Origin of the sequence: Candidatus Nanosyncoccus alces (assembly GCF_004138395.1) — a bacterium.
In the GTDB taxonomy this organism is placed as follows: Bacteria; Patescibacteriota; Saccharimonadia; order Saccharimonadales; family Saccharimonadaceae; genus Nanosyncoccus; species Nanosyncoccus alces.
In genome coordinates, this window is sequence record NZ_PRLM01000006.1 from 64,432 (window position 1) to 84,669 (window position 20,238).

Here is a 20,238-nt window from a genome sequence, read left to right on the forward strand (position 1 = left end):
ATTTTTGATAAAAATGGTTAGCCAATTGTTAATTAACGTCACCAAATAATTACAAGAATATTTCCTCGGTGGCATGATTGAGTGTCCAAGACACCGCCACTGTCTTTGGCAACTATTTCCAGTTTAACATAAATAGACAAAAAATTCAATAGTGTGGTTAACGTACGACAAGAAAAAGCCGCCCAGTGGGCGGCGAAGATGAGACTTGGATGGCTTACGGTTAACCGATGGGGATAAGTTTAATGAGGATACTAATACATAGTAAGCCTAACCCTACTAACGCAACCCATCTTATGCGGGAGCCTTTACGATAATATTCATACCTGTCGAATATCAGCGCCAGCTCGCCAACGGCCGCCACTGCATCACCAATTATTAATGGTATGCCCCCCCCGGACGATATTAAGGATCATAAAACCGAGGAAGAATATGGTAAAGGCTCCATAAATAGAGGCAATTGCCGATATGGCCGCATCTTTTCTTGACATCTTGTTGTCATTGTTCATCTCTTTCAGCTCCTAAAGAACGAGGTTAGTTTTCCTCTAATGTAACCTTTTCCAAGGTCCTTTCTTATTATAGCACACTTTTCAAAAAAGTCAAGCTTATTTCTGCCCAGAGGTGTTATATAATAGAGCTATGAATGATTTTGATTATTTAGACGAAGGTGAAGTTTATTTGGATGGTGCATGTCAGAGTTTGCGTCCGCGTCCAGTGATTGATGCAATTAACCAGTACTATGCTGAGCATAATTCTTGTGGTGAACGAGTGAAGTATAAATGGGGCGTAGAAACGGATGCAAAAGTAGAAGAAACGCGAGAACTGGTACTAAAGTTCTTGAAACTTTCCGCGCGGAAATACACAGCATCTTTTACCTTGAACACTACTTACGGAATTAATTTGATTCTAGATCAATTGGATGCGAAATATTTCAATAAAATTATAACGAGCGATATCGAGCATAATTCGCCGTTTCTCGCGACAATGGCGTTCAGCGAGCGCACGGGCCTGCCACGCGAGGTGATAAAGCGAAATGAAGACGGTTCGATGAATTTGACGGATTATGATTTTGCGCAAGCGATAGTAGTAGTGAATTGTGCAAGCAATTTTGACGGGCGAAAACTCGAGAACATCAAGGAGCTGGTTAAGACGGTTCACAAGGTCGGAGGGATTGTAATAGTTGATGCGGCGCAGGCCATGGCACATTCGGCGGATATTGTGCGTGGGGTAGAAGCGGATGCAATTTGTTTTTCTGCACATAAACTATACGCGCCGTCGTTAGGCGTAATCGTATGGCGAGATGATTTAATGCCAAAACTCACGCAAGGTTTTGTGGGTGGGGGCATGGTAGACGATGTGACAAAAGACAGCTATTTGCTTTCGGCCGAGAATAAAGAGCATCGATATACGCGTTTTGAGGCGGGTCTGCAAGCGTGGGGTGAGATAGTTGGGCTAGGCGCGGCGCTAAAGTGGCTAGACAAGTTACCTAAAAAGGCTTGGCAAAATTTAGAAAAAAACACAACTGAGCTATATGATTTCTTGAGAGGATCAGAAAAAGTACACCTGGTGAATTACAAAGCCAATCCGACTATGACGTTTTACGTGGGTGGGCTAGACTCGCACTTGCTTGGCAATGCACTGAGCCGTGAGGAGATTATGGCACGCACAGGATATTTCTGCGTACATTATTATTTAGACCATGTGCTAGGACTGCCACCCCTAATTAGATTTTCACTAGGGCTACATAACCGACCCGAAGATATCGCGAAAATCAAAAAGGTCATGGAAAAAATTATTTATTAGTGATAGAATGAGTTCATTATGGTGTGTATAGCTGCTTTTATTATTTTGGCGTTGATTGGGGTGTTTGTAGCAATCATTTCGATCTTTAAGCCCAAAGTCGGTAAAGCTTACTGGAAAATGTTCAAAAAGGCTTGGGGCTGCCTATGGAAAAAGGTGCGCCTACAAAAATGCGAAACCGGTTTTAAAGACGACGTAAAACACACTTTGCTTAGCCGCGTGATCATAAAACATCCGAAGTGGGTAAAGCCGTTATCGGTAATAATTGAAATCATTTCGGTAGTAATAGTAGTAGTGGCGGTGTGGGCGATACTTACGGCAATCAAATCCTTGCTGGCGCTATGGGCACTAGGCTCGTGTAATGTAACTAAGCCTTCGGCGTGTTCGCTAGGAGCAGAAGTTTGCTCGATAGACGAGAGCGAACCAAGTAATCCTTTAGATGCTACCGGGCGATGGTTTACTGAATGGGGTGAGATATTCGAGGCGATTCCAGACAAATTCCGCACCTATAACGCTGAGGATTACGATTTTAATTACGTTGTGGTAAATCCATATGATGCCGATAGGCCAGTAGCGGTGGATATTTTCGATCCGGGCTGTTCAGTGTGTATGATTTCATATCGCAACCAGAAAGCTAGCGGATTTTTTGACAACTATGATGTTCGTTTGGTGCCATTCGCAATTCAAGACACTGACGATAATTACAAGTTTAAAAATTCAGAGATTGTAGTGCGTTACATGCTGGCAGCAGAGCAGTTTCGGTCTGGTCTAGCGATAGAGCTGATAGACCATATCTTCACTGGCAAAAATAGTGAAGGAATTTCTTACCAAAATAAATTTAACGAAGACTATTCGCACGAAGAAGCAGTAGAACACTTGGAGCTTTGGCTGAATGAAGCAGGGTTAAACGAAGACGCGGTTGCCGAGATTCGTCAAATTGTAGCCTATTCAGAGATCACCGATAAAATGAGCGAGAATCGTCAGATTGTCGAAAACGACTTGCGAATAAAGGGTATCCCGACGATGATTTATGACGGCAAACGGCATACTGGGCTGTACGAATCAAAGTGAGTATTTTTTACAACGTTTTTTGCATGACCGGTGTTTTTTAGGTGGAAAACTTTCGGAAAAAAATCTTGACTTTACGATAAAACAAATATAATATAATATTAATACTATGTTTAGACAGGATGCGAGGTGATGTCTGAAATACCAGAAAAACAAATAAAAAGATTGCGAAGTTTACTAAGTGAGGCTGAGACAAATTTATCGGCCGCGAAAGAATTGTTAATCTCTATACTAGGGGATGGCGAAGCGATTTCTGCGCCACGTGAGACGGTAGTCTCCAGTCCAGAAGGCAAGATCATCGAAGGGATTTTTGACGGGCAAATTATGATTGGCCCTGACGGCAAAAATTATCCAGTACCGGCTAACTATGCCTCTAAGTCTAAGCTTGTTGAGGGCGACATTATGAAGCTCACGATTACGGAGGATGGCAAGTTCCTATATAAACAGATCGGTCCAGTAGAGCGTAAGACGGTCATTGGTACGCTGATTCATCACGATGATAAATATTTCGTAGAAGTGGCGGGCAAAGAATATCAAATTTTGTATGCTTCCGTAACTTATTTTCATTTGCGTGATGGTTCCCAGGTATCCGTAGTGATACCAGCAAATAACGAAGATGCGACCTGGGCAGCAGTGGAAGCTGCACTGTAGGCTTTTTGCTTTTGGTGTATAATATTAATAGAGATGAAAAACCTTTATAGAAGATACCGGCCGGTGAAGCTGGAGGATGTAGTAGGGCAACCACAAGTCACTGAGCCTTTAGCGAAATCGTTGGAGCTAAAGAAGATTGGCCATGCATATCTTTTTATTGGTCCAAGGGGGACAGGAAAGACAAGCGTAGCTCGTATCTTCGCACACGAAGTAAACGGCTTTAATTATGAGCTAGAAGACGATTATGTAGACATCATTGAGATAGACGGGGCTAGCAATCGTGGTATAGATAATATTAGAGAGTTGCGAGAAAAGGCAGCGATCGCGCCAACTAGTGGTAAGTATAAAATATACATTATCGACGAAGTACACATGCTAACCAAAGAAGCTTTCAACGCTCTACTTAAGACTCTAGAGGAGCCGCCGGCTCATGTAATATTTATCATGGCGACTACCGATGCCTATAAGGTGCCTGTGACCATTACCTCGCGCGCACAAACCTATACATTCAAATTGGCAGACAGCAAGACAATGTTCGGTCATCTGAGGACCATTGCCGATCAGGAAAAGATCAAAATTGCTGATGAAGCGTTGAATATTATAGTAAAAAGAGGCGGTGGCTCATTTAGGGATTCTCTGTCGCTACTGGACCAGATTTCGACTTTGTCTGATCAAGAGATTACGAAAGAGTTAGTAATTTCGGTAATGGGTTTGCCAGAGGGTGAAAAAATTGCCGAGCTGCTCACAGAATACACTACGGGAAACATTGCAAAAATTGCGACCCTTTTGAAAGACTTATTATCTAACGGAATAAAACCAGAGACTTTGGCGGAGGAAATGATTAGCACAATCATTGCCGAGCCAAAACCAAATTTGCTAACGCTACTAGCAAGATTACCAGAAGTTAAAGCTCCTTTTGCGGAGGCCAAGTTATTAGTAGCACTGGCCTGTAGTCCGTCGGTTACATCGGGGGCGCATGTTCCAGAACAATCTGATCGGAAAATGTCTTCGGAAAAAGACGTTGTGACTACTCCATCAACTAACAAAAATACTACCGCGGCCCCAAGTGCAGATTTTGATTGGAACACATTTACTAGCAAAGTGCAGTCGATGAACGATGCGGTATATTCACAGTTAGTAAAGACCAGCCATGAGCTATTGGGCGGGGTGCTACATATTTATCCAGAACGAAAGATAGTCAAAACTATTCTGTCACGAGACAACAACAAGAGGCTATTATCTGAGGCGGCAGGAGGGAACACAAAAATCACCATCCACGAGTTTGGCGAAACACCTAGCCAAGTACCAAAAGACGACGTACTAGATAAAATATCTGGTATAATGGGAGGAGAGGTACGAAATGATGGAGGAGGAAACCCGTTCGAAGAGTAGTGGCCGAGTACCGCCACAGGATGTTGTTGCCGAGAAGTCTCTGCTCGGAGCTTTAATGTTGTCCAATGATGTATTGCCAGAGATATTAACCGTTCTGCGCCCGCGTGATTTTTACGAACAGCGCCATCAAGATATTTTTCAGGCAATGTTAGATCTATATGATCGACATCAACCGGTAGACTTGTTGACATTGACGTCAGAGCTCAAGACTAAGAAAAAATTGAAGGAGATCGGTGGTGCACCTTATCTGACTGAACTTTCTAACTTTGTACCAGCAGCGTCACATGCTAGGGCCTACGCCGATATAATAGAAAAAGCTTCGATAAGACGACGATTGATTAAGGCTGGCACTGAAATAGCCAATCGGGCCTACGAAGATGATGTTGTAGCAGACACGTTAGTGGGAGAAGCGGAGCGCCAATTATTTGAAGTTTCAGACAAGATTGTCAAGAGTGATTATGTACCAATGGAAGAGCTTTTGGCTGATGCGTTTGATAGAATTGAAGAATTACACAAAAATAAGGGCGCGCTACGTGGACTAAAAACTGGGTTTCGTGATTTAGATAAAAAGACGGCCGGATTCCAAAAGGGTGATTTAATAATTGTTGGTGCGCGGCCAGCGATGGGTAAAACAACTTTTGCACAAAACTTAGCATATAATATTGCTAGTATTAATAAAAAGGGTGTGCTATTCTTCTCGATGGAAATGGCAGCAAATGAAATTATTGACCGGATGATCTCAGACGTATCAGGCGTAGATAACTGGAAGATGCGCACTGGCAATTTATCTGATGAGGAGTTTTCGAAAATTGGTGATGCGTTGGGCGAAATGGACGAAATCCCAATTTACATAGACGATACTAGCTCGATGACAATAGTTGAGCTTCGTAATAAAGCACGTCGAGCAATGCACGATCATGATATTGGCATAGTGATTGTAGATTATTTACAGCTAATTCAGGGCTCCGATAGATATAAAGGCAATCGCGTACAAGAAGTGACTGAGATTTCGCGTGGGTTAAAGATTCTTGCACGTGAATTAGAAATACCGGTAATTGCTCTGGCGCAGTTATCTCGTAGCGTAACTGGAAGAGATGATCCCCGGCCAGTACTCTCTGATCTTCGGGAATCTGGGTCTATCGAGCAGGATGCCGATTTGGTAATGTTTTTGCATCGGCCAGATTACTATAAGCAAAACGACGATAACTACGAAGAAACACACATTACCGAATTATTGGTAGCTAAGCATCGTCATGGTGCGGTGGGTAAGATTGAGCTATACTTCCATCCGGAATTATTGCGCTTTATGTCGCTAGATAAAACCAGAGAATAGTTATGGTTATATCGCTAGACATTGTACGAAATATGGTATAATACTTATGTGAAGAAAATTATTATTTCTAAACTTTTTTTGTACCGTTATAGGTTTGTAATCGGCTACATAATATTAGGCTTGGCGTTTACTATATTGCTAATTACCTTGCCTTTGTACGCACAGAATGGCCTATCCGAAGCAGAGATGAGTTCTGCCACCAGCTCATACTACCTGGGTAAAAATGGTATTCTAAATGGCGATTTGGTGGACTTACCGTATAGGCTGTTACAAAAATTTTCTGTAGTCATGTTTGGTTTATCAACATATAGCATAAAATTACCGAGCGTTATAGTGGGGTTGCTATTAGGATTCCTATTGATACTGCTGCTTAACCGTTGGTTTAAGAGCAATGTTTCGCTACTGGCATCGTGTTTAATAGTACTGTCTACACCCTTTTTGTTTTTGGCTGGGTCTGGCACCCCGTTAATAATGGTAGTGTTTTGGCCAACTTTGTTATTATGGTTAGGGTCAAAAATACAAGGCGAGAAACGTCCGCGACCACTATATTGTTTTATGTTTGCGATAGCAATGCTATTTTCTATTTTCACGCCATATATGATATATTTTGCGATATTCTGTATAATATTCGTTTTAGCGCAGCCACATCTTAGATTTATAGTGAAGGGGCTACCTAAATTACCTCTAGCTCTGGTTGGTATTATGATATTGGCTGGTTTTACGATATTAGGCATTAGCGTCTTTAACCATCCGGAAACTATTATGGAATTATTATTCAGCAAAGGTTTTCATATGGGGCAGTTCTTCGGCAATATAGCGGCTGGGTTAGCACCGGTGTTTTCGTGGCACCATAGTCTCGAAAATGTGTTCTTGGCCCCATTGATAAGTCTACCGACCTTTGCCTTGGCGTTAATTGGACTATTTTCTACCACTAAAGGCTTCTTCGCTTCTCGTAATTCTATTGCCTCCATATTGACAGTGTTTTGTCTAATCATTACAGGGTTTAACTCGCAAGCAGTAGTATTCTTTATTTTGCCGTTTTCTATATTGATAGCACATGGGTTAAAGTATTTACTAGAAAAATGGTACGGCCTGTTCCCAGAAAACCCGTATGCGAGAATATCTGCGTTGTTGCCACTTACGATACTTTTCGGGCTTATGATAGTGCCTGGATTGCTACAATACATATATGGTTATCGTTATAATCCAAATATTGCGAACGAGTTTAGCGATAAGCTGTCTGTGATACAAGAAAATTTAACCGATGGATATTTGCTGGTTAAAGAAGATTTCGATTTTTATAAGATATTAGAAGCAAAAAGTGATATAACGGTAATAGATGAAATAGGCGAGATGGACGAAGTGGCAGTCTTGGGTAAATTAGAGGCAAAGTCAGAGCAATATACTTTAAGCCGCATAATTACTTCCCCAATGAGGGACAACTCTGATATAATATATCTATATACACATACTGAAAAAGTGGAAGGAGAATAATATGGGCCAGACTATGGACCAAATGAAGTTACTGAATCAACTACGTAAAGCTCAGAAGGAGTTAAAAAACGAGATTGTAGAAGTAGAAGCCGGCGATGGCGCCGTGGTGGTGCAGATTAATGGGGAGCTGAAAGTTAAAAAAGTGAAGATTGACCCGGAAAAGATAGATCTAGACGATATCCATGAATTGGAACGTTGGGTTGAAAACTGCATGCGTGATGGCTTTGCCAAAGCACAAGAAATTGCGACAGACAAAATGAAGCCTTTGATGGGTGGTCTTGGCAATCTTGGCCTCGGAATGTAAATGTTGCCGCAAGCACTGAACAATGTAATAGATGCGTTGGGTATGTTGCCTGGCGTGGGACCACGTACGGCGGAGAGGTATGCTTACTACCTATTTCGTTCAAATCCAAAAGTAGCAGGTAATATTGCTGACACATTAGCGAACTTACACACACAGGTAAAATTTTGCCCGGTGACCTTTGCTTTAATCGATGCAAATGATGATGTATCACAGCTTTATACGGATCCGGGGCGCGATAAAACTACGATATTAGTAGTGGAAGAACCGCTTGATATATATGCTATAGAGCAAACTCGTGGGTACAAGGGTACTTACCATGTACTTGGTGGCGCGATTTCGCCAATAGATGGGGTCACGCCTGAACAGCTGCATATACAGGAGCTAATTAAACGCATAGATGACGATAACGCAAGAGAAGTGATCATCGCTACCAATCCATCAGTGGAAGGTGAGTCTACAGCACTTTTGTTGGAGAAGTTGTTGCACGAAAAATATCCGGAACTAAATCTTACGCGGTTGGCGCGTGGACTACCATTAGGTGTAGATTTATCCTATGCCGATCAGATTACATTGAGTGCTGCTCTAGAAAACCGAACTCAGTTGTAGGTTTTATAATTGTTCAAGAGCTTTGAAATCGACTTTAGCGAGCTTAGTCTTTGGTAGAGCGTCGATGAAGCGAATTTCGCGCGGAATTTCATATTTGGCGAGATACTGTTTGTAGATACTAGATAGCTCTTTTTTGATGCTACGCTCAGAGGCATCAGTTTTCGGGACGACAAATATAACTACCTTCTCGCCGCGAAGTTTATCCTCGCGACCAATTGCGGCGCAAGCTTCTATGTTTTTGCACTTAAGCGTGACATCCTCTATATTGGCTGGGTAAATGTTGTAGCCGTTGGATATAATCATACGTTTGAGTCGAGAGCGAAAATGCACCACGCCACGCTCGTCCATGTAGCCAATGTCTCCCGTACGAAGATATTTTTTACCACCTACTGTGATGAAAGCATCGGCGGTTTCTTTGGGCTTGCCCAGATAACCTTTCATTACCGACAAGCCTCGCACCAAAATTTCACCATCTTCTCCCAGTTCGGCTTCCTTCTTAGTCTTAATATCCATAATAATAACGTCATTATCTGGCAATGGGTAGCCGATAGCATCTGGATCTTCGGCAATACTGAGTGGCGAAAAAATGAATCCTCCCGACGCTTCGGTAAGACCGTAGCCGTTTTCTATGAGAGCCTTCGAGCCGTGTGCCTTCAGGAATTCATTAATTTTTTCTTTGCTGGACATACTCACCATATCACCACCCGAAACGACGAATTTTACGTGCTTTAGACCGTCTTTTTTGAACTTAATTTTCGTAAGATGTTCAAAAACTGTCGGAACACCCACTAGAATATTCACTTTGTATTTAGTGATATAACTTTTAAATTTTTTAGGGTTGAATTGTGGTATCAAGAAAGACCGCGCGCCAAAATAAAGTGGCATATGGATACAGCATCCCAGACCAAAGGCGTGAAAATTTGGCAAAAAGGCCATAAAAGAATGGTCAGTTTTAAAAAGTTCTGGTACAAGATATTTGGCACCAAGAGCCTGGGCATTAAAATTCAAGTTCGACAAGATGATGCCCTTGGGCTTACCGGTTGTGCCTCCTGAGTACATGATAACCGCATCATCTTCAGAATTGACCCGTGCATGGGGGTTACCGACATATCTGCTGGCTTTCGATAAGAACTTATCCCAAGTAATGATATGCTGGCTCTTGTTAATGTGGTTTTTGCGGCCCTTTGTAAGTTTGTAAACAAGGCGGACGATTAGATCCATGGACCTGGTAGGCGAGACTACGATAACTTGCTCGACGCTGGTATTTTTGATGATGGTTTCAACTTTAGGGTAAGAGACATCGACGCACAAAATTATTTTAGATTCAGATTGATTCAAGTAGTCTTCGATCTCCTTAGCGGAAGAGAGCGGGTGGACCATATTGGCCACTGCGCCGATTTCGTTAATAGCGTAAAACATATAAACTGCTTCTGGGGTGTTTGGCATGCAAACGGTAATACGATCACCCTTTTCTGCTCCGATAACCTTCAGAGCTGCAGCCACTTTGTTGATTTTTTTAATCATCTCCTTATAGGTAATCTGGACATCAAAATACTCCAGAGCAGTATTGTGTGGCCATTTACAAGAAGCCTCATATATGGCGTCGTACAATCCACCATTAAAGTACTCAATATCCTTTGGCAATTTTTCAATGTAACCGTACTTAGCGCGCTCTAATCGCATATCGATTTTGCGCAGGGTATTTTTGATCTTTTTGTATATATATTCTAAAGGCATAGGTTTATTTTATCATTTTTTCTAAGGAATTGGTGCTATAATGTGTGTATGGATAAGAATTTTCGGGTGAGGGTGCTATGCGGGTTTGGATTATTGGCAGCTGCGATTGTTTCTTTGTTTACCTTTGATGGCGTATTATTTAAGATATTATTTGGTATCTTCGCGATGATATCAGGTATGGAGCTATTGAGCTTTTTTAAGAAGACGGCACATTTTAAGAATGTAGTATTGGCAATTTTTGAAGTCATGTTTTTAATCTATGGCTCTATGTATGTAGCGCAAATTGGCGTGATAGAGATTTGGCTATTGATTTTTGGCGTTTGCAGCTATGATGTATTTGCGTATTTGTTTGGCAAAGCTTTCGGTGGGAAAATTTTCAAAAAGTCGCGGCCGTTCCCACATATTTCCAAAAATAAAACTTGGGAGGGCACTGCACTGGGCTTAGTTTCTTCCGCCGCATTGACGCTGCTCTTATTGGCAGTGCTGGGGCGTAGCGACTACATCTATCTATTATGCGGGCCGTTAGCCTTGATGGGTGATTTGTTTGAAAGTTATTTGAAGCGACAATTCAAAGTAAAGGATTCTAACGAAATAGTCATAAAAAATAAGTTTTTCGAGAAATTGGAGTTTGTGGTTGGCGGGACAGAAGGGCACGGGGGTTTTTTGGATCGCTTAGATTCTTTAGCCTTTACCGGAACCATATTATTGATTGTTTCGGCAATATTATTTTAGGATCTTTTTCCAGCCTTTGGTTATGTAATCGAAACCAGAAAAAACTGTTAGCGCAAGTGCGGCGTAGAGAGCAACATTACCGATGAAGGCAAAAAATTCTAAATTGACGACGAGGTTTAGTAATAAGACGATTAGGGCCGTCATTTGAAAAGTAGTTTTTAGCTTGCCGTAAAATGAGGCAGAAATCGTGATTCCTTCGCGTGCCGCCATCATACGCATACCGTCAACCGCAAAGTCACGTACTAGAATTATAGCAAATACCCAAACTGGAATTATATATAGAGTCACCAGCGCCAAGAATGCTAAGTTCACCAACATCTTGTCGGCCAGGGGATCAAGGAATGCCCCCAAGTCAGTGACGGTTTTCTTTTTGCGAGCCCATTTACCATCAACCAAATCAGTGATTGCTCCTATGACGAATAGAGCTAGCGCTATCACCCTCGCCCAGACGTAAGGCAGCAGAATGAAGACTAAAAACAAAATAGACAGCGCCATGCGCAAGATGGTAAGATACGTAGGACCAGTGAGTTGAGCCTTTTTGTCACTCATACTACAAGTTTCCTGTGCTCCACTTGCCAGGCACGAATTTTGGCGAACTTAGCTGCTAAAACGTCAGTTGACCATTTGTCTCCGAGCATTACAGTTTCGGAAGGCTTAAATTGATATTTAACCATAGCTTCCGTAAGCTTGGTGCTAACTGGTTTTTTGGCCCACCATACACAAGGAACCTTGATTGGCTCGCAAAATTTCTGCATCATTTTTTTGCGACCGTTGTTGGAGATAATAACAATCTGTACGCCAGCGTCACGACAATCTTCTACCCAGCTAGCAAGTTCATCTGCTGGTTCTTTTTCGGAATGAAGCCTCAAGGTATTATCCAGATCACACAGCAAAAGTTTGACGCCTTCTTTTTTTAACAATGTAGGCGTAACATCCTCAAAGCGTTCAAATTTGCGGTCCGCGCGAAAAATGCTCATATGTTTATTTTACCATAAAATAAGGTATAATATATATTATGTACGATGCCTTTTCAGAGTTTTTGAAAAATAAGAAGTCTATTTGCGTAATACAGGCAGAAAATCCAGATGGGGATTCTTTAGGGAGTGCGATCGCGCTGGATTATTTATTGCCCGATATAGACGTTTCGCTATATTGTCCAGTAGACATACCGAGATATCTGCACTATTTTATAGATTGGTCACGGGTAACAAATGACTTTGACTTTAAAGCGGATGGTTACATTATTGTAGATACGGCAGCGACGGTACTGCTATCTAAACTTTTGGAGGACGCGGCAATATTTAGCAGACTACGTTCGGCGCCAGTATTAGTAATAGACCACCACGAAACGCCTGACGATATAGAGTTTCCGCATGAAATTATTTTAGAGGTGAGGCCAGCCTGTGCAGAAGTAATCTATCGCATTGCGAAAAATCAAGATATCAAAATTGACACCCTGGCAGCGGAAGCGATTTTCCAAGGAATTTTGTCTGATACTTTGGGATTAACTAGCTCTGCCGTAACGGCGGAGACTTTTGAGATAGCGGCAGATTTAACGCAATTAGGCGCAAAGATTTCAGACCTAGAAGATAGACGACGAGAGTTCATGAAGAAGTCGCCAAGGATTTTGGATTACAAAGCAGACTTAATTAAACGGATAGAATATTCACTGGGCGGAGAGTTAGCCACTGTACATATTCCATGGGATGATATCCGAGAATATTCGGATGAGTATAACCCGAATGTGTTGATTTTAGAGGAAATGCGTTTGGTGGAAGGCGTAAAGGTAGCTGTGGCGGTAAAAACTTACCCAGATGGCAAAGTAACTGGCAAGATTCGTACTGCTTCTGGTGTACCGATTGCTGAAAAAATTGCAGGGTACTTTGGCGGTGGCGGTCATCCACAAGCGGCTGGTTTTAGGACTTATGACACCACCTATGAAAGCGTAGTACAGGATCTTGTAAAGATTGTGCCGGAGTTATTGAAGAATGGCTAGTCTGTTTCAAAAGAAATTAACCCTGAAAAAAACTCATGATTTTTGTGCGGTTAAGCAACCAAAATTAACAGTAGTTTTTATTCACGGTATAGCTTCGGATTCTTCTACTTTTAATAATGCAATAAAATATCTGGAAGGAACAACTTCTCTCAGAGATATACGTTTTGTGACGTTTGATCTGTTAGGGTCCGGTAAGTCTTATGCTAGCGACGAGCTGAACTATGATTACAAGGACCAACTGGAGGCACTGCATAACTCGATCGAGAAATTGAAGCTTACCACACCGTTGGTGTTAGTGGGTCATTCGATGGGTACTTTTATCGCGACACGTTACGCTGATACTTACAAAAAATCTGTTAAACATTTAATTCTGATATCGCCGCCAATTTACACAGAAAAGGACCTAGAGAATCCAGCTTTTGCGGCCGCAATAAAGGTATTTAGAGATGCCGTGAGCGTAAAAAATCGAAAAATCTTAGAAGAAAAAGCATTTAACAGCTCGATGGAGAAAATAGTACTGGACAAGAAAAATTACAAAACTCTAGCCAACCTAAAGACTTATGCCACATTGATATGTGGAGATGCTGACCAGTTTATTGCAGCTTTTAATTTACCGAAAGTTTTGGCAGAAAACCCAAAATACTTAACAGCAATCAAGACTATTGGTCGGCATGGAGTGTCGCGCGATAAGTATAGTAAAATGGTAAATGTTTTGGAGAAAATTTTAAATGCTTAGGCTATATAACACCTTGGCGCGAAAAGTAGAGGACTTTAAGCCATTAGGCGAAGTGGTAAAAATATATACCTGTGGACCAACAGTGTACAGTTTCCCACATATTGGAAATTATGCAGCATACACATATTGGGATCTGTTGGTGCGAACTTTAAAAGCGGATGGGTATAAGGTGAAACGAGTATTAAATTTGACAGATGTGGGGCACTTGGTATCGGACGGCGACGAAGGCGAAGACAAGCTAGAGAAAGGTGCTGCACGCGAAGGGAAAAGTCCATTTGAAGTGGCAGACTTCTATATTGATGTGTATATGGAAAATTATGCTAAGATGGAATTTTTGCCAGCGGATGTTTTGGCGCGTGCAACAGATTATATAGAGGCGGATGAACGCGCAGTGGACGAAATGACGGCACACGGCTACACTTATGAAACTACAGACGGAATATATTTTGATACTGCTAAGTTCCCGCAGTATGCGGATTTTGCTAGGTTAAACTTGGCTGGCCTACAAGCTGGCGCAAGAGTGGGTTTTAGCACCGAGAAGCATAATGTGTCAGATTTTGCAGTATGGAAGTTTATTCAGCCCGGAGAAAAACATGCAATGCGGTGGAACTATCTTGGCCGGCCGGGTTATCCGGGGTGGCATTTAGAGTGCTCGACAATTATTCACGAAACGTTGGGAGAGCCAATCGATATCCACACTGGTGGAGTAGACCATATTCCAGTGCATCATACCAATGAAATTGCACAAACCTATGCGATGACTGGTAAGGACTTGGCGCGATATTGGTTGCACTGTGATTTTGTTACGGTGAATGGACAAAAAATTTCTAAGTCCCTTGGCAATACGTACACCTTAGACGATTTAGCCGATAAAGGTTTCTCGGCAATGGATTATAAGATGTGGCTACTTTCGGGCCACTACCAGGGCACGCGCAACTTCACTTTTGACAGTTTGACCGCAGCAAAAAATCGTCGTTTAAATTGGCGAAACAGGATTGCTTTATGTTATCAAGTGTCAGAAGAACAGAGACAAAAGCTTAGCGAAGAACTGCATTTCGCAGAAATTCTTGCAGCAGTAAACAGTAATTTAAATTCAGCAGAAGCGTTTGCTCTGATAGATAATTTAGATTTAACTTTGGCGGATTGGCAAAGAATTGATGAACTGTTTGGGCTGCGGTTAATCGCTGATACGCCAGACATTTCGACGGAGCAATATGCATTAATCGAGGAGCGTGCAGCGGCTCGTACTGCAAGAGATTTTGCTAAATCGGACGATCTCCGAGATTTACTAAAAGAACAGGGGATTGCTCTGGATGATGCACCGAACGGCACAATATGGAGCTATTTGGAATAGTAACGAGAGAGGAATTGAGCTTTATAGTCTTTGAATGTGCCATCTAATATAGATTCGCGAATTTGGTCTACCGTGTGAACGACAAAATGTTCATTGTGGATACTGGCTAGGATTTTGGCGGTGATTTCGTCGGTCTTAAAAAGATGGTGCAGATAGGCTCGGGTGTAATTTTTGCAACATTCACAATCGCAACCCGACATTAGTGGGGCAAAATCGTGCTTATATTTGGAGTTTTTGATGTTGATGCGGCCATCTAGAGTGTAGAGCGAGCCGTTGCGGGCCATCCGGGTAGGACCAACGCAGTCAAAAGTATCGCAACCATTTTCGGCACCATCGAATAGATCTATAGGCTCTTGGCCCATGCCAAGTAGATGCCGAGGCTTGTTTTCGGGAAGAATTGAGTTGACCGTTTGGAGCATTTCGGCCATACCGTCAGCGGTAAAAACGCCGCCGATACCGAAGCCGTCGGGATTTTTGGAAGCGCAATATTTGGCAGACTCCGCACGCAAATCGTTGAAAATGCCGCCTTGAACTACAGCATATAAATACTGCTCTGGCTCATTGTTTTTGTGTGCCATGGCAGCAAGTTTTTCGTTTTCGGCGGCACAACGGTCTAGCCAGGCATGGGTGCGGTGCATCGCTTTTTCCATATCTTGACGGCTTTCGGACTTGGCTAGATGATCAAACGCCATATGAATATCTGAACCAATTGCCCACTGGGCCTGCATGCTAGATTCTGGTGTGATTTCAAAATTCGCACCGTCAATGTGGGACTTGAATTTTACTCCGTTTTCACTAATTTTGACGTTGGGCAGAGAGAAAATTTGAAAACCGCCAGAATCGGTAAAAGTAGGGCCGTGCCAGCTGCTAAACTTAGCCAAGCCGCCGGCTTCTTTAATTAAATCTGTGCCGGGGCGGAGAATTAAGTGGTAAGTATTGGCGAGGATGGCCTGGCTACCAAGGTCGCGCATTTCCTGCATAGTGAGAGCCTTCACGGTAGCACGAGTAGCGGCACCGACAAAGGCTGGTGTATATATCTCTCCATGCGGGGTATGAATAATGCCCGCCCTAGCCAGTCCATCGCGTTTTTCTATGTCAAACTTCAGCATATTAGCATCGAATCTCCGTAACTTAAGAAGTTGTATTCTGTGGCAACTGCGTGGTCGTAGGCGTTTTTCAGGTGATCCCAGCCTGCAAAGGCGGAAGCAAGCATTAAAACGGTAGATTTGGGGGCGTGGAAGTTAGTAAGCAGGGCGTCGATAACTTGGAATTCAAAGCCGGGGTAGATAAAAATGTCGTCTTCGCCACTAGTTTCGCCAGTTTTGCCGTAATATTCTAGAGTGCGAGCTACGGTGGTACCAAGTGCTACCACACGATGGTTCGTAGATTTAGCTGTGTTGATAGTTTCTATGGTAGTTTCGGGGATATTAAACCATTCGGAATGCATTTTGTGATTTTCTACCTCGTCGGTGCGGATAGGAAGAAAAGTGCCGAGCCCCACGTGAAGAGTAAGGTATTTGATAATCACGCCTTTTTGTTTTAATTTTTCTAGTAATTCCTCAGTCATATTGAGGCTAGCGGTAGGAGCGGCAGCAGAGCCCATGTTTTTGGCCCACACGGTTTGATAACGTTTTTTGTCGTTTTCTTCCGCATCGCGATGTAAGTAAGGTGGTAAAGGAACAGTGCCATACCGTTCGGCTAGGTCTACAAGGGGAGTATCTGACTCAACTTCGGCAATGCCGTTGCCGAGGATTTTTGCAACAATGACTTCTTGGTTTGCTACTTTTAGGACATCACTATCATGAAGTTTACCACGGTACATTACTTTTTGCGGCTCGTCACCGTGTTTTTCTAATACTACTAGCTCGCGTTTACGGCCATCTGGCAGTTCGCAAAATAGGCGAGATTGCATTACACGGGTATCGTTTAGAATTAGCACGTCACCGGGGTTTAAGAATTTGTCTAAGTTTTTGTAATAACTATCCTGAATTCTGCCAGTTTTACGGTTCAAAACAAGTAACCTAGTGGAGCCACGCTCTTCAGGTGGAAACTTCGCGATTCTTTTCTCTGGCAAATCATAATTATAATCAGAAACCAACATGTTTATATATTATACCATAATTTTTCAATTTTGCTTATTGATCATAGTTTCCTATGAAGTGGGTCGGCTTGATGACGCTAAATCACGCTCGATTTGTTTGCGATAGCGGTCTTCTTCACTAAAAATACAGCCGCAATATTTTTGCATGTACAAGCCTAGTTCGCGAGCTTTGGCTTGACCTTCGCGGAACCCTACACGAAAATCGCGGTACAAAAACTCTATGCCAGCCATAGCCGCTAAATCTTTACAAACTTGTTTTAATTCTTCGTGTTTTTGGTATGGCGAAACTAGGAGCGTAGTAGTGAAAGCATCGTAGCCATTTTTCGCCGCATAGCGTACGGTCTCAGTAAGACGCTTTTTATAACAATAATTGACACAACGATTCGGAATATCACCAACGACATTTCTGCAAAACTCATCTAGGCCATAATCCTCAATAAAAATAGATTTCACATTTACTTTCTTACAATAATCTTTCAAACAATCACGACGAGCCTTATATTCTATATATGGGTGGATGTTGGGATTATACCAAAAAACCGTAGGCTCAATATCTTCCGCCCGTAAACTGTCTATACAATATACGCTACACGGCGCACAGCAAGTGTGCATTAAAACTTTTTTCATAAAACTCGTTTTCATAATTATAACATTTATGCTACAATTATTCTATAAGGAGGTCTATGTCTAAAAGAATCGAGACTGATTTGCAGACTTTTATTAAATTTTGGTTAGTACCGTTGGGAATTATCGCGGTAATTTTTCTGATCGAGAAATCGATCACTGGCCTAGTTATAATTGGAATTTCAATTTTTTTGGCCTTGGCCTTAAAACCATTAGTGCGTAAAGTTAATGGCTTTTTTACTAAGCACTTTGGTAAAGATAAAAAACATCAAACTGTATCAGCAGTCCTAGCGTATTTAATAGTAGTATTAGTGCTTGGTACGATTATCGCTATAGTAGGGCCAGTAGTCGTAAATGAGACCGCAAAATTTGTGCAACACTTCCCAGAAACTTTTGAAAATACTTTCGGTGGATGGGAGGGAATTAACAATTTTGGTAGAAGTATCGGAGTGAACAACTTGGAAGGCGAAATCAGCAACGCACTGTCTGGGCTGTCTAATAACTTGCTCGGAGCACTGGGGAACAACTTGGTGTCTAGCGTGAGCGGCGTAGCGAATATCGTGATGAAAGTAGTATTGATATTAATTTTGACATTGTTATTCCTGTTAGATGGCCCGGGAATGATGGAAAGTTTTTGGAACCGTATTGGGACCAAAGATGGAGATGATAGGCCCGCTAAAGTAGGGCGCCGAGTGGTAATGAAGATGGCAAACGTGGTATCTACCTATGTATCTCGCCAAGTAATTGTAGCTATTATTGATGGGTGTGCCTCCTCGGCTATTACTTTTGTTTTGTCGTTAATCTTTAACTTTTCGCCGAGTTTAGCTCTGCCGATGGGGTTAATTACCATGACGTTCTACCTAATTCCAATGTTTGGACAGTTTATTGGCGGGACCTTAGTAACGTTACTGTTGTTGTTTTCAAGTCCTATTGCTGGTGGAATTTTCGCCGTAATTTATATTGTTTATGCACAAATAGAGAACAATATCATCTCGCCAAAGATTCAAGGTGATGCCTTGAATTTGAGACCAGTTATAATATTATGTGCGATTGTGATTGGTATGTACATGTTTGGATTACTCGGCGCAATCATAGCAATTCCGATTGCAGGCTGTATCCGAGTTTTAGCGGAAGAATACCCGAATATAAAAGCAGCTAGGGAATAAGATGTCGAATAAAAAAGCTGAAACAAAAAATGACGGTTTTTCGGTGAAAAAGTTTTTTAAAAAACCCTTGATGATTTTTTTGTTTATTTTGTTAAATGTGGCAGTAATTGCGATTACAGCATCTTCAGAATTTGGTAATTCAAAAAACGCAGCAGAACTATCGGAAGTAGTGATAAATTGGTGGCTGCTACTACCGGCAACGCTGTGTTTTGTGATAGCGATTACATTAGAAATTTCCAAATACGTGATGATGATGCGCGAGCTTACACCAGACAAAGAGAATTTTGACGTACGAAAAGTCCGCAAAGTGGCGCGACGCACGGTGTTGCTGGGTAGATATTATGACAACATAACGCCGGCAGCCGTGGGCGGACAACCGTTCCAGATTTATTATATGCGGAAGAATAGTGGCTTGCCGAGTGGCGCATCTACGGCTATTCCGCTATTTGGGATGATATCTGGACAGATTGGGTTTATTATTATCGCGGTGTTTTGTTTTCTATTGGGTAGCCTTAGTATTGAAAATGCAGCATTGATCGCTACGGCGTGTTTTGGCTTACTATTTTACGCATTTTGGCCAGTGACAATAATGATTGCGACGTTTTTACCAAAAGGTATGGCAGAGCTAATTAATTTGGTGGTGAAATTCTTGGCAAAAATCCATATCGTAAAACATAAAGAAGAAGTTATTAAAAAAACAGAGCAAGAAGTGGCCGAATATGCACGTTCTATTAAATTGATTCTGAAAACGCGTGGACTATTTCTCAAAATTATTTTAATTTCGGTAACTTTTCATTTCTTAGTGTCCATGATCCCATTTTTTGTGTTAACGGCGTTTGGCGGGGATGTAGATTTCTTGCCGTGTTTTGTGACAACGGTAGCGATTACCAGTGCAGTGTATTTCGTGCCAACACCAGGCAATGCTGGTGCGGCGGAAGGTACTTTTTATGTGGTATTCTCTGCACTATCCGAAGGGTATGTCTTCTGGGCGATGTTGGTTTGGCGTTTCTTCTCATATTACATATATATAATAATGGGGGCCATAACTTACTTCTTGATGCACTTAGATAAAAAACATGGACATAGGGAGCAATGACAGAATTTATCGATATTTTCGGAAGAAGGACTTGTAAGCGAAAGGTGATAT

At 42.0% G+C, this 20,238-nt stretch carries 20 protein-coding genes and 1 other annotated feature (1 of these 21 only partly in view); of the genes, 14 read left to right on the forward strand and 6 right to left on the reverse strand.

All coding sequences use genetic code 11. The features are described from left to right. Positions 1-127, reverse strand: a sequence feature (ribosomal protein L10 leader region) (it extends 1 nt beyond the left edge of the window). Between the two features lie 509 nt (positions 128-636). The 8 genes from G3RUM_RS02970 to recR all read left to right on the forward strand — a co-directional run bounded on the left by G3RUM_RS02970 (position 637) and on the right by recR (position 8,645). After that, on the forward strand, positions 637-1,800 hold the full coding sequence (locus tag G3RUM_RS02970) for an aminotransferase class V-fold PLP-dependent enzyme (protein WP_129735224.1): 1,164 nt from the start codon (positions 637-639) through the stop codon (positions 1,798-1,800). An 18-nt stretch (positions 1,801-1,818) separates the two neighbouring features. Beyond that, on the forward strand, positions 1,819-2,868 hold the full coding sequence (locus G3RUM_RS02975; RefSeq protein ID WP_129735226.1) for a DsbA family protein: 1,050 nt from the start codon (positions 1,819-1,821) through the stop codon (positions 2,866-2,868). A gap of 129 nt (positions 2,869-2,997) precedes the next feature. Beyond that, positions 2,998-3,516, forward strand: a complete 519-nt coding sequence (locus G3RUM_RS02980) for a hypothetical protein (protein ID WP_129735228.1) — start codon at positions 2,998-3,000, stop codon at positions 3,514-3,516. Between the two features lie 33 nt (positions 3,517-3,549). Next, positions 3,550-4,908 carry a DNA polymerase III subunit gamma/tau gene (gene dnaX, locus G3RUM_RS02985; protein ID WP_129735230.1) on the forward strand — a complete coding sequence of 453 codons (1,359 nt, stop codon included), beginning with the start codon at positions 3,550-3,552 and terminating at the stop codon, positions 4,906-4,908. Further along, the gene (gene dnaB, locus G3RUM_RS02990; protein ID WP_129735232.1) at positions 4,877-6,241 is read left to right on the forward strand and encodes a replicative DNA helicase; all 1,365 of its coding nucleotides are present in this window, start codon (positions 4,877-4,879) and stop codon (positions 6,239-6,241) included. The genes dnaX and dnaB overlap by 32 nt, the downstream gene beginning before the upstream one ends. 48 nt (positions 6,242-6,289) lie before the next feature. Further along, positions 6,290-7,735: a glycosyltransferase family 39 protein gene (locus G3RUM_RS02995; protein WP_129735234.1), complete on the forward strand. Its 1,446-nt coding sequence runs from the start codon at positions 6,290-6,292 to the stop codon at positions 7,733-7,735. Position 7,736: 1 nt separating this feature from the next. Next, positions 7,737-8,039, forward strand: coding sequence for a YbaB/EbfC family nucleoid-associated protein (locus G3RUM_RS03850; RefSeq protein WP_195157060.1), 303 nt, complete (start codon positions 7,737-7,739; stop codon positions 8,037-8,039). Then, positions 8,040-8,645: a recombination mediator RecR gene (recR, locus tag G3RUM_RS03005; protein ID WP_129735236.1), complete on the forward strand. Its 606-nt coding sequence runs from the start codon at positions 8,040-8,042 to the stop codon at positions 8,643-8,645. Between the two features lie 3 nt (positions 8,646-8,648). On the opposite strand, the gene G3RUM_RS03010 is transcribed toward recR, so the two are convergent. Continuing rightward, positions 8,649-10,382 (reverse strand): class I adenylate-forming enzyme family protein, encoded by a 1,734-nt coding sequence (locus tag G3RUM_RS03010; protein ID WP_129735238.1) that lies wholly within the window; start codon positions 10,380-10,382, stop codon positions 8,649-8,651. Positions 10,383-10,430: 48 nt separating this feature from the next. On the opposite strand from G3RUM_RS03010, the gene G3RUM_RS03015 reads away from it, so the two are divergent. Further along, positions 10,431-11,114, forward strand: a complete 684-nt coding sequence (locus G3RUM_RS03015; RefSeq protein ID WP_129735240.1) for a phosphatidate cytidylyltransferase — start codon at positions 10,431-10,433, stop codon at positions 11,112-11,114. Here G3RUM_RS03015 and pgsA read toward each other — a convergent pair. Together pgsA and G3RUM_RS03025 are read right to left on the reverse strand one after the other, a co-directional pair. After that, positions 11,106-11,663 (reverse strand): CDP-diacylglycerol--glycerol-3-phosphate 3-phosphatidyltransferase, encoded by a 558-nt coding sequence (gene pgsA / locus G3RUM_RS03020; protein WP_129735242.1) that lies wholly within the window; start codon positions 11,661-11,663, stop codon positions 11,106-11,108. The genes G3RUM_RS03015 and pgsA overlap by 9 nt on opposite strands. After that, the gene (locus G3RUM_RS03025; protein ID WP_129735244.1) at positions 11,660-12,091 is read right to left on the reverse strand and encodes a YqeG family HAD IIIA-type phosphatase; all 432 of its coding nucleotides are present in this window, start codon (positions 12,089-12,091) and stop codon (positions 11,660-11,662) included. Before G3RUM_RS03025 ends, pgsA begins: the two co-directional genes overlap by 4 nt. A 38-nt stretch (positions 12,092-12,129) precedes the next feature. Here G3RUM_RS03025 and G3RUM_RS03030 point away from each other — a divergent pair, with 38 nt between their 5' ends. Genes G3RUM_RS03030 through G3RUM_RS03040 form a run of 3 tightly spaced genes read left to right on the forward strand, consistent with a single transcriptional unit; the run spans position 12,130 to position 15,200 of the window. Continuing rightward, positions 12,130-13,110, forward strand: a complete 981-nt coding sequence (locus G3RUM_RS03030; protein WP_129735246.1) for a DHH family phosphoesterase — start codon at positions 12,130-12,132, stop codon at positions 13,108-13,110. After that, positions 13,103-13,846, forward strand: coding sequence for an alpha/beta hydrolase (locus tag G3RUM_RS03035; RefSeq protein WP_129735248.1), 744 nt, complete (start codon positions 13,103-13,105; stop codon positions 13,844-13,846). Before G3RUM_RS03030 ends, G3RUM_RS03035 begins: the two co-directional genes overlap by 8 nt. After that, complete coding sequence (locus tag G3RUM_RS03040) at positions 13,839-15,200, forward strand: cysteine--tRNA ligase (RefSeq protein ID WP_129735250.1); 1,362 nt, start codon at positions 13,839-13,841, stop codon at positions 15,198-15,200. Before G3RUM_RS03035 ends, G3RUM_RS03040 begins: the two co-directional genes overlap by 8 nt. On the opposite strand, the gene tgt is transcribed toward G3RUM_RS03040, so the two are convergent. Genes tgt through G3RUM_RS03055 form a run of 3 tightly spaced genes read right to left on the reverse strand, consistent with a single transcriptional unit; the run spans position 15,188 to position 17,943 of the window. Further along, positions 15,188-16,309, reverse strand: a complete 1,122-nt coding sequence (tgt, locus tag G3RUM_RS03045; RefSeq protein ID WP_129735252.1) for a tRNA guanosine(34) transglycosylase Tgt — start codon at positions 16,307-16,309, stop codon at positions 15,188-15,190. The two genes, G3RUM_RS03040 and tgt, sit on opposite strands and share 13 nt — an antisense overlap. Beyond that, positions 16,303-17,301, reverse strand: a complete 999-nt coding sequence (queA, locus tag G3RUM_RS03050) for a tRNA preQ1(34) S-adenosylmethionine ribosyltransferase-isomerase QueA (RefSeq protein WP_129735254.1) — start codon at positions 17,299-17,301, stop codon at positions 16,303-16,305. The genes tgt and queA overlap by 7 nt, the downstream gene beginning before the upstream one ends. Positions 17,302-17,352: 51 nt before the next feature. Further along, a complete protein-coding gene (locus G3RUM_RS03055) occupies positions 17,353-17,943 on the reverse strand; it encodes an epoxyqueuosine reductase QueH (protein WP_206660903.1) in 591 nt (196 codons plus the stop codon). A 41-nt stretch (positions 17,944-17,984) separates the two neighbouring features. Between G3RUM_RS03055 and G3RUM_RS03060 the strand changes: the two genes are divergently transcribed. Both G3RUM_RS03060 and G3RUM_RS03065 read left to right on the forward strand, forming a co-directional pair. Next, entirely contained in the window at positions 17,985-19,091 is a 1,107-nt protein-coding gene (locus G3RUM_RS03060; protein WP_129735256.1) for an AI-2E family transporter, read from the forward strand. Position 19,092: 1 nt separating this feature from the next. Continuing rightward, the gene (locus tag G3RUM_RS03065; RefSeq protein ID WP_129735258.1) at positions 19,093-20,187 is read left to right on the forward strand and encodes a lysylphosphatidylglycerol synthase transmembrane domain-containing protein; all 1,095 of its coding nucleotides are present in this window, start codon (positions 19,093-19,095) and stop codon (positions 20,185-20,187) included. Positions 20,188-20,238: the final 51 nt, after the last annotated feature.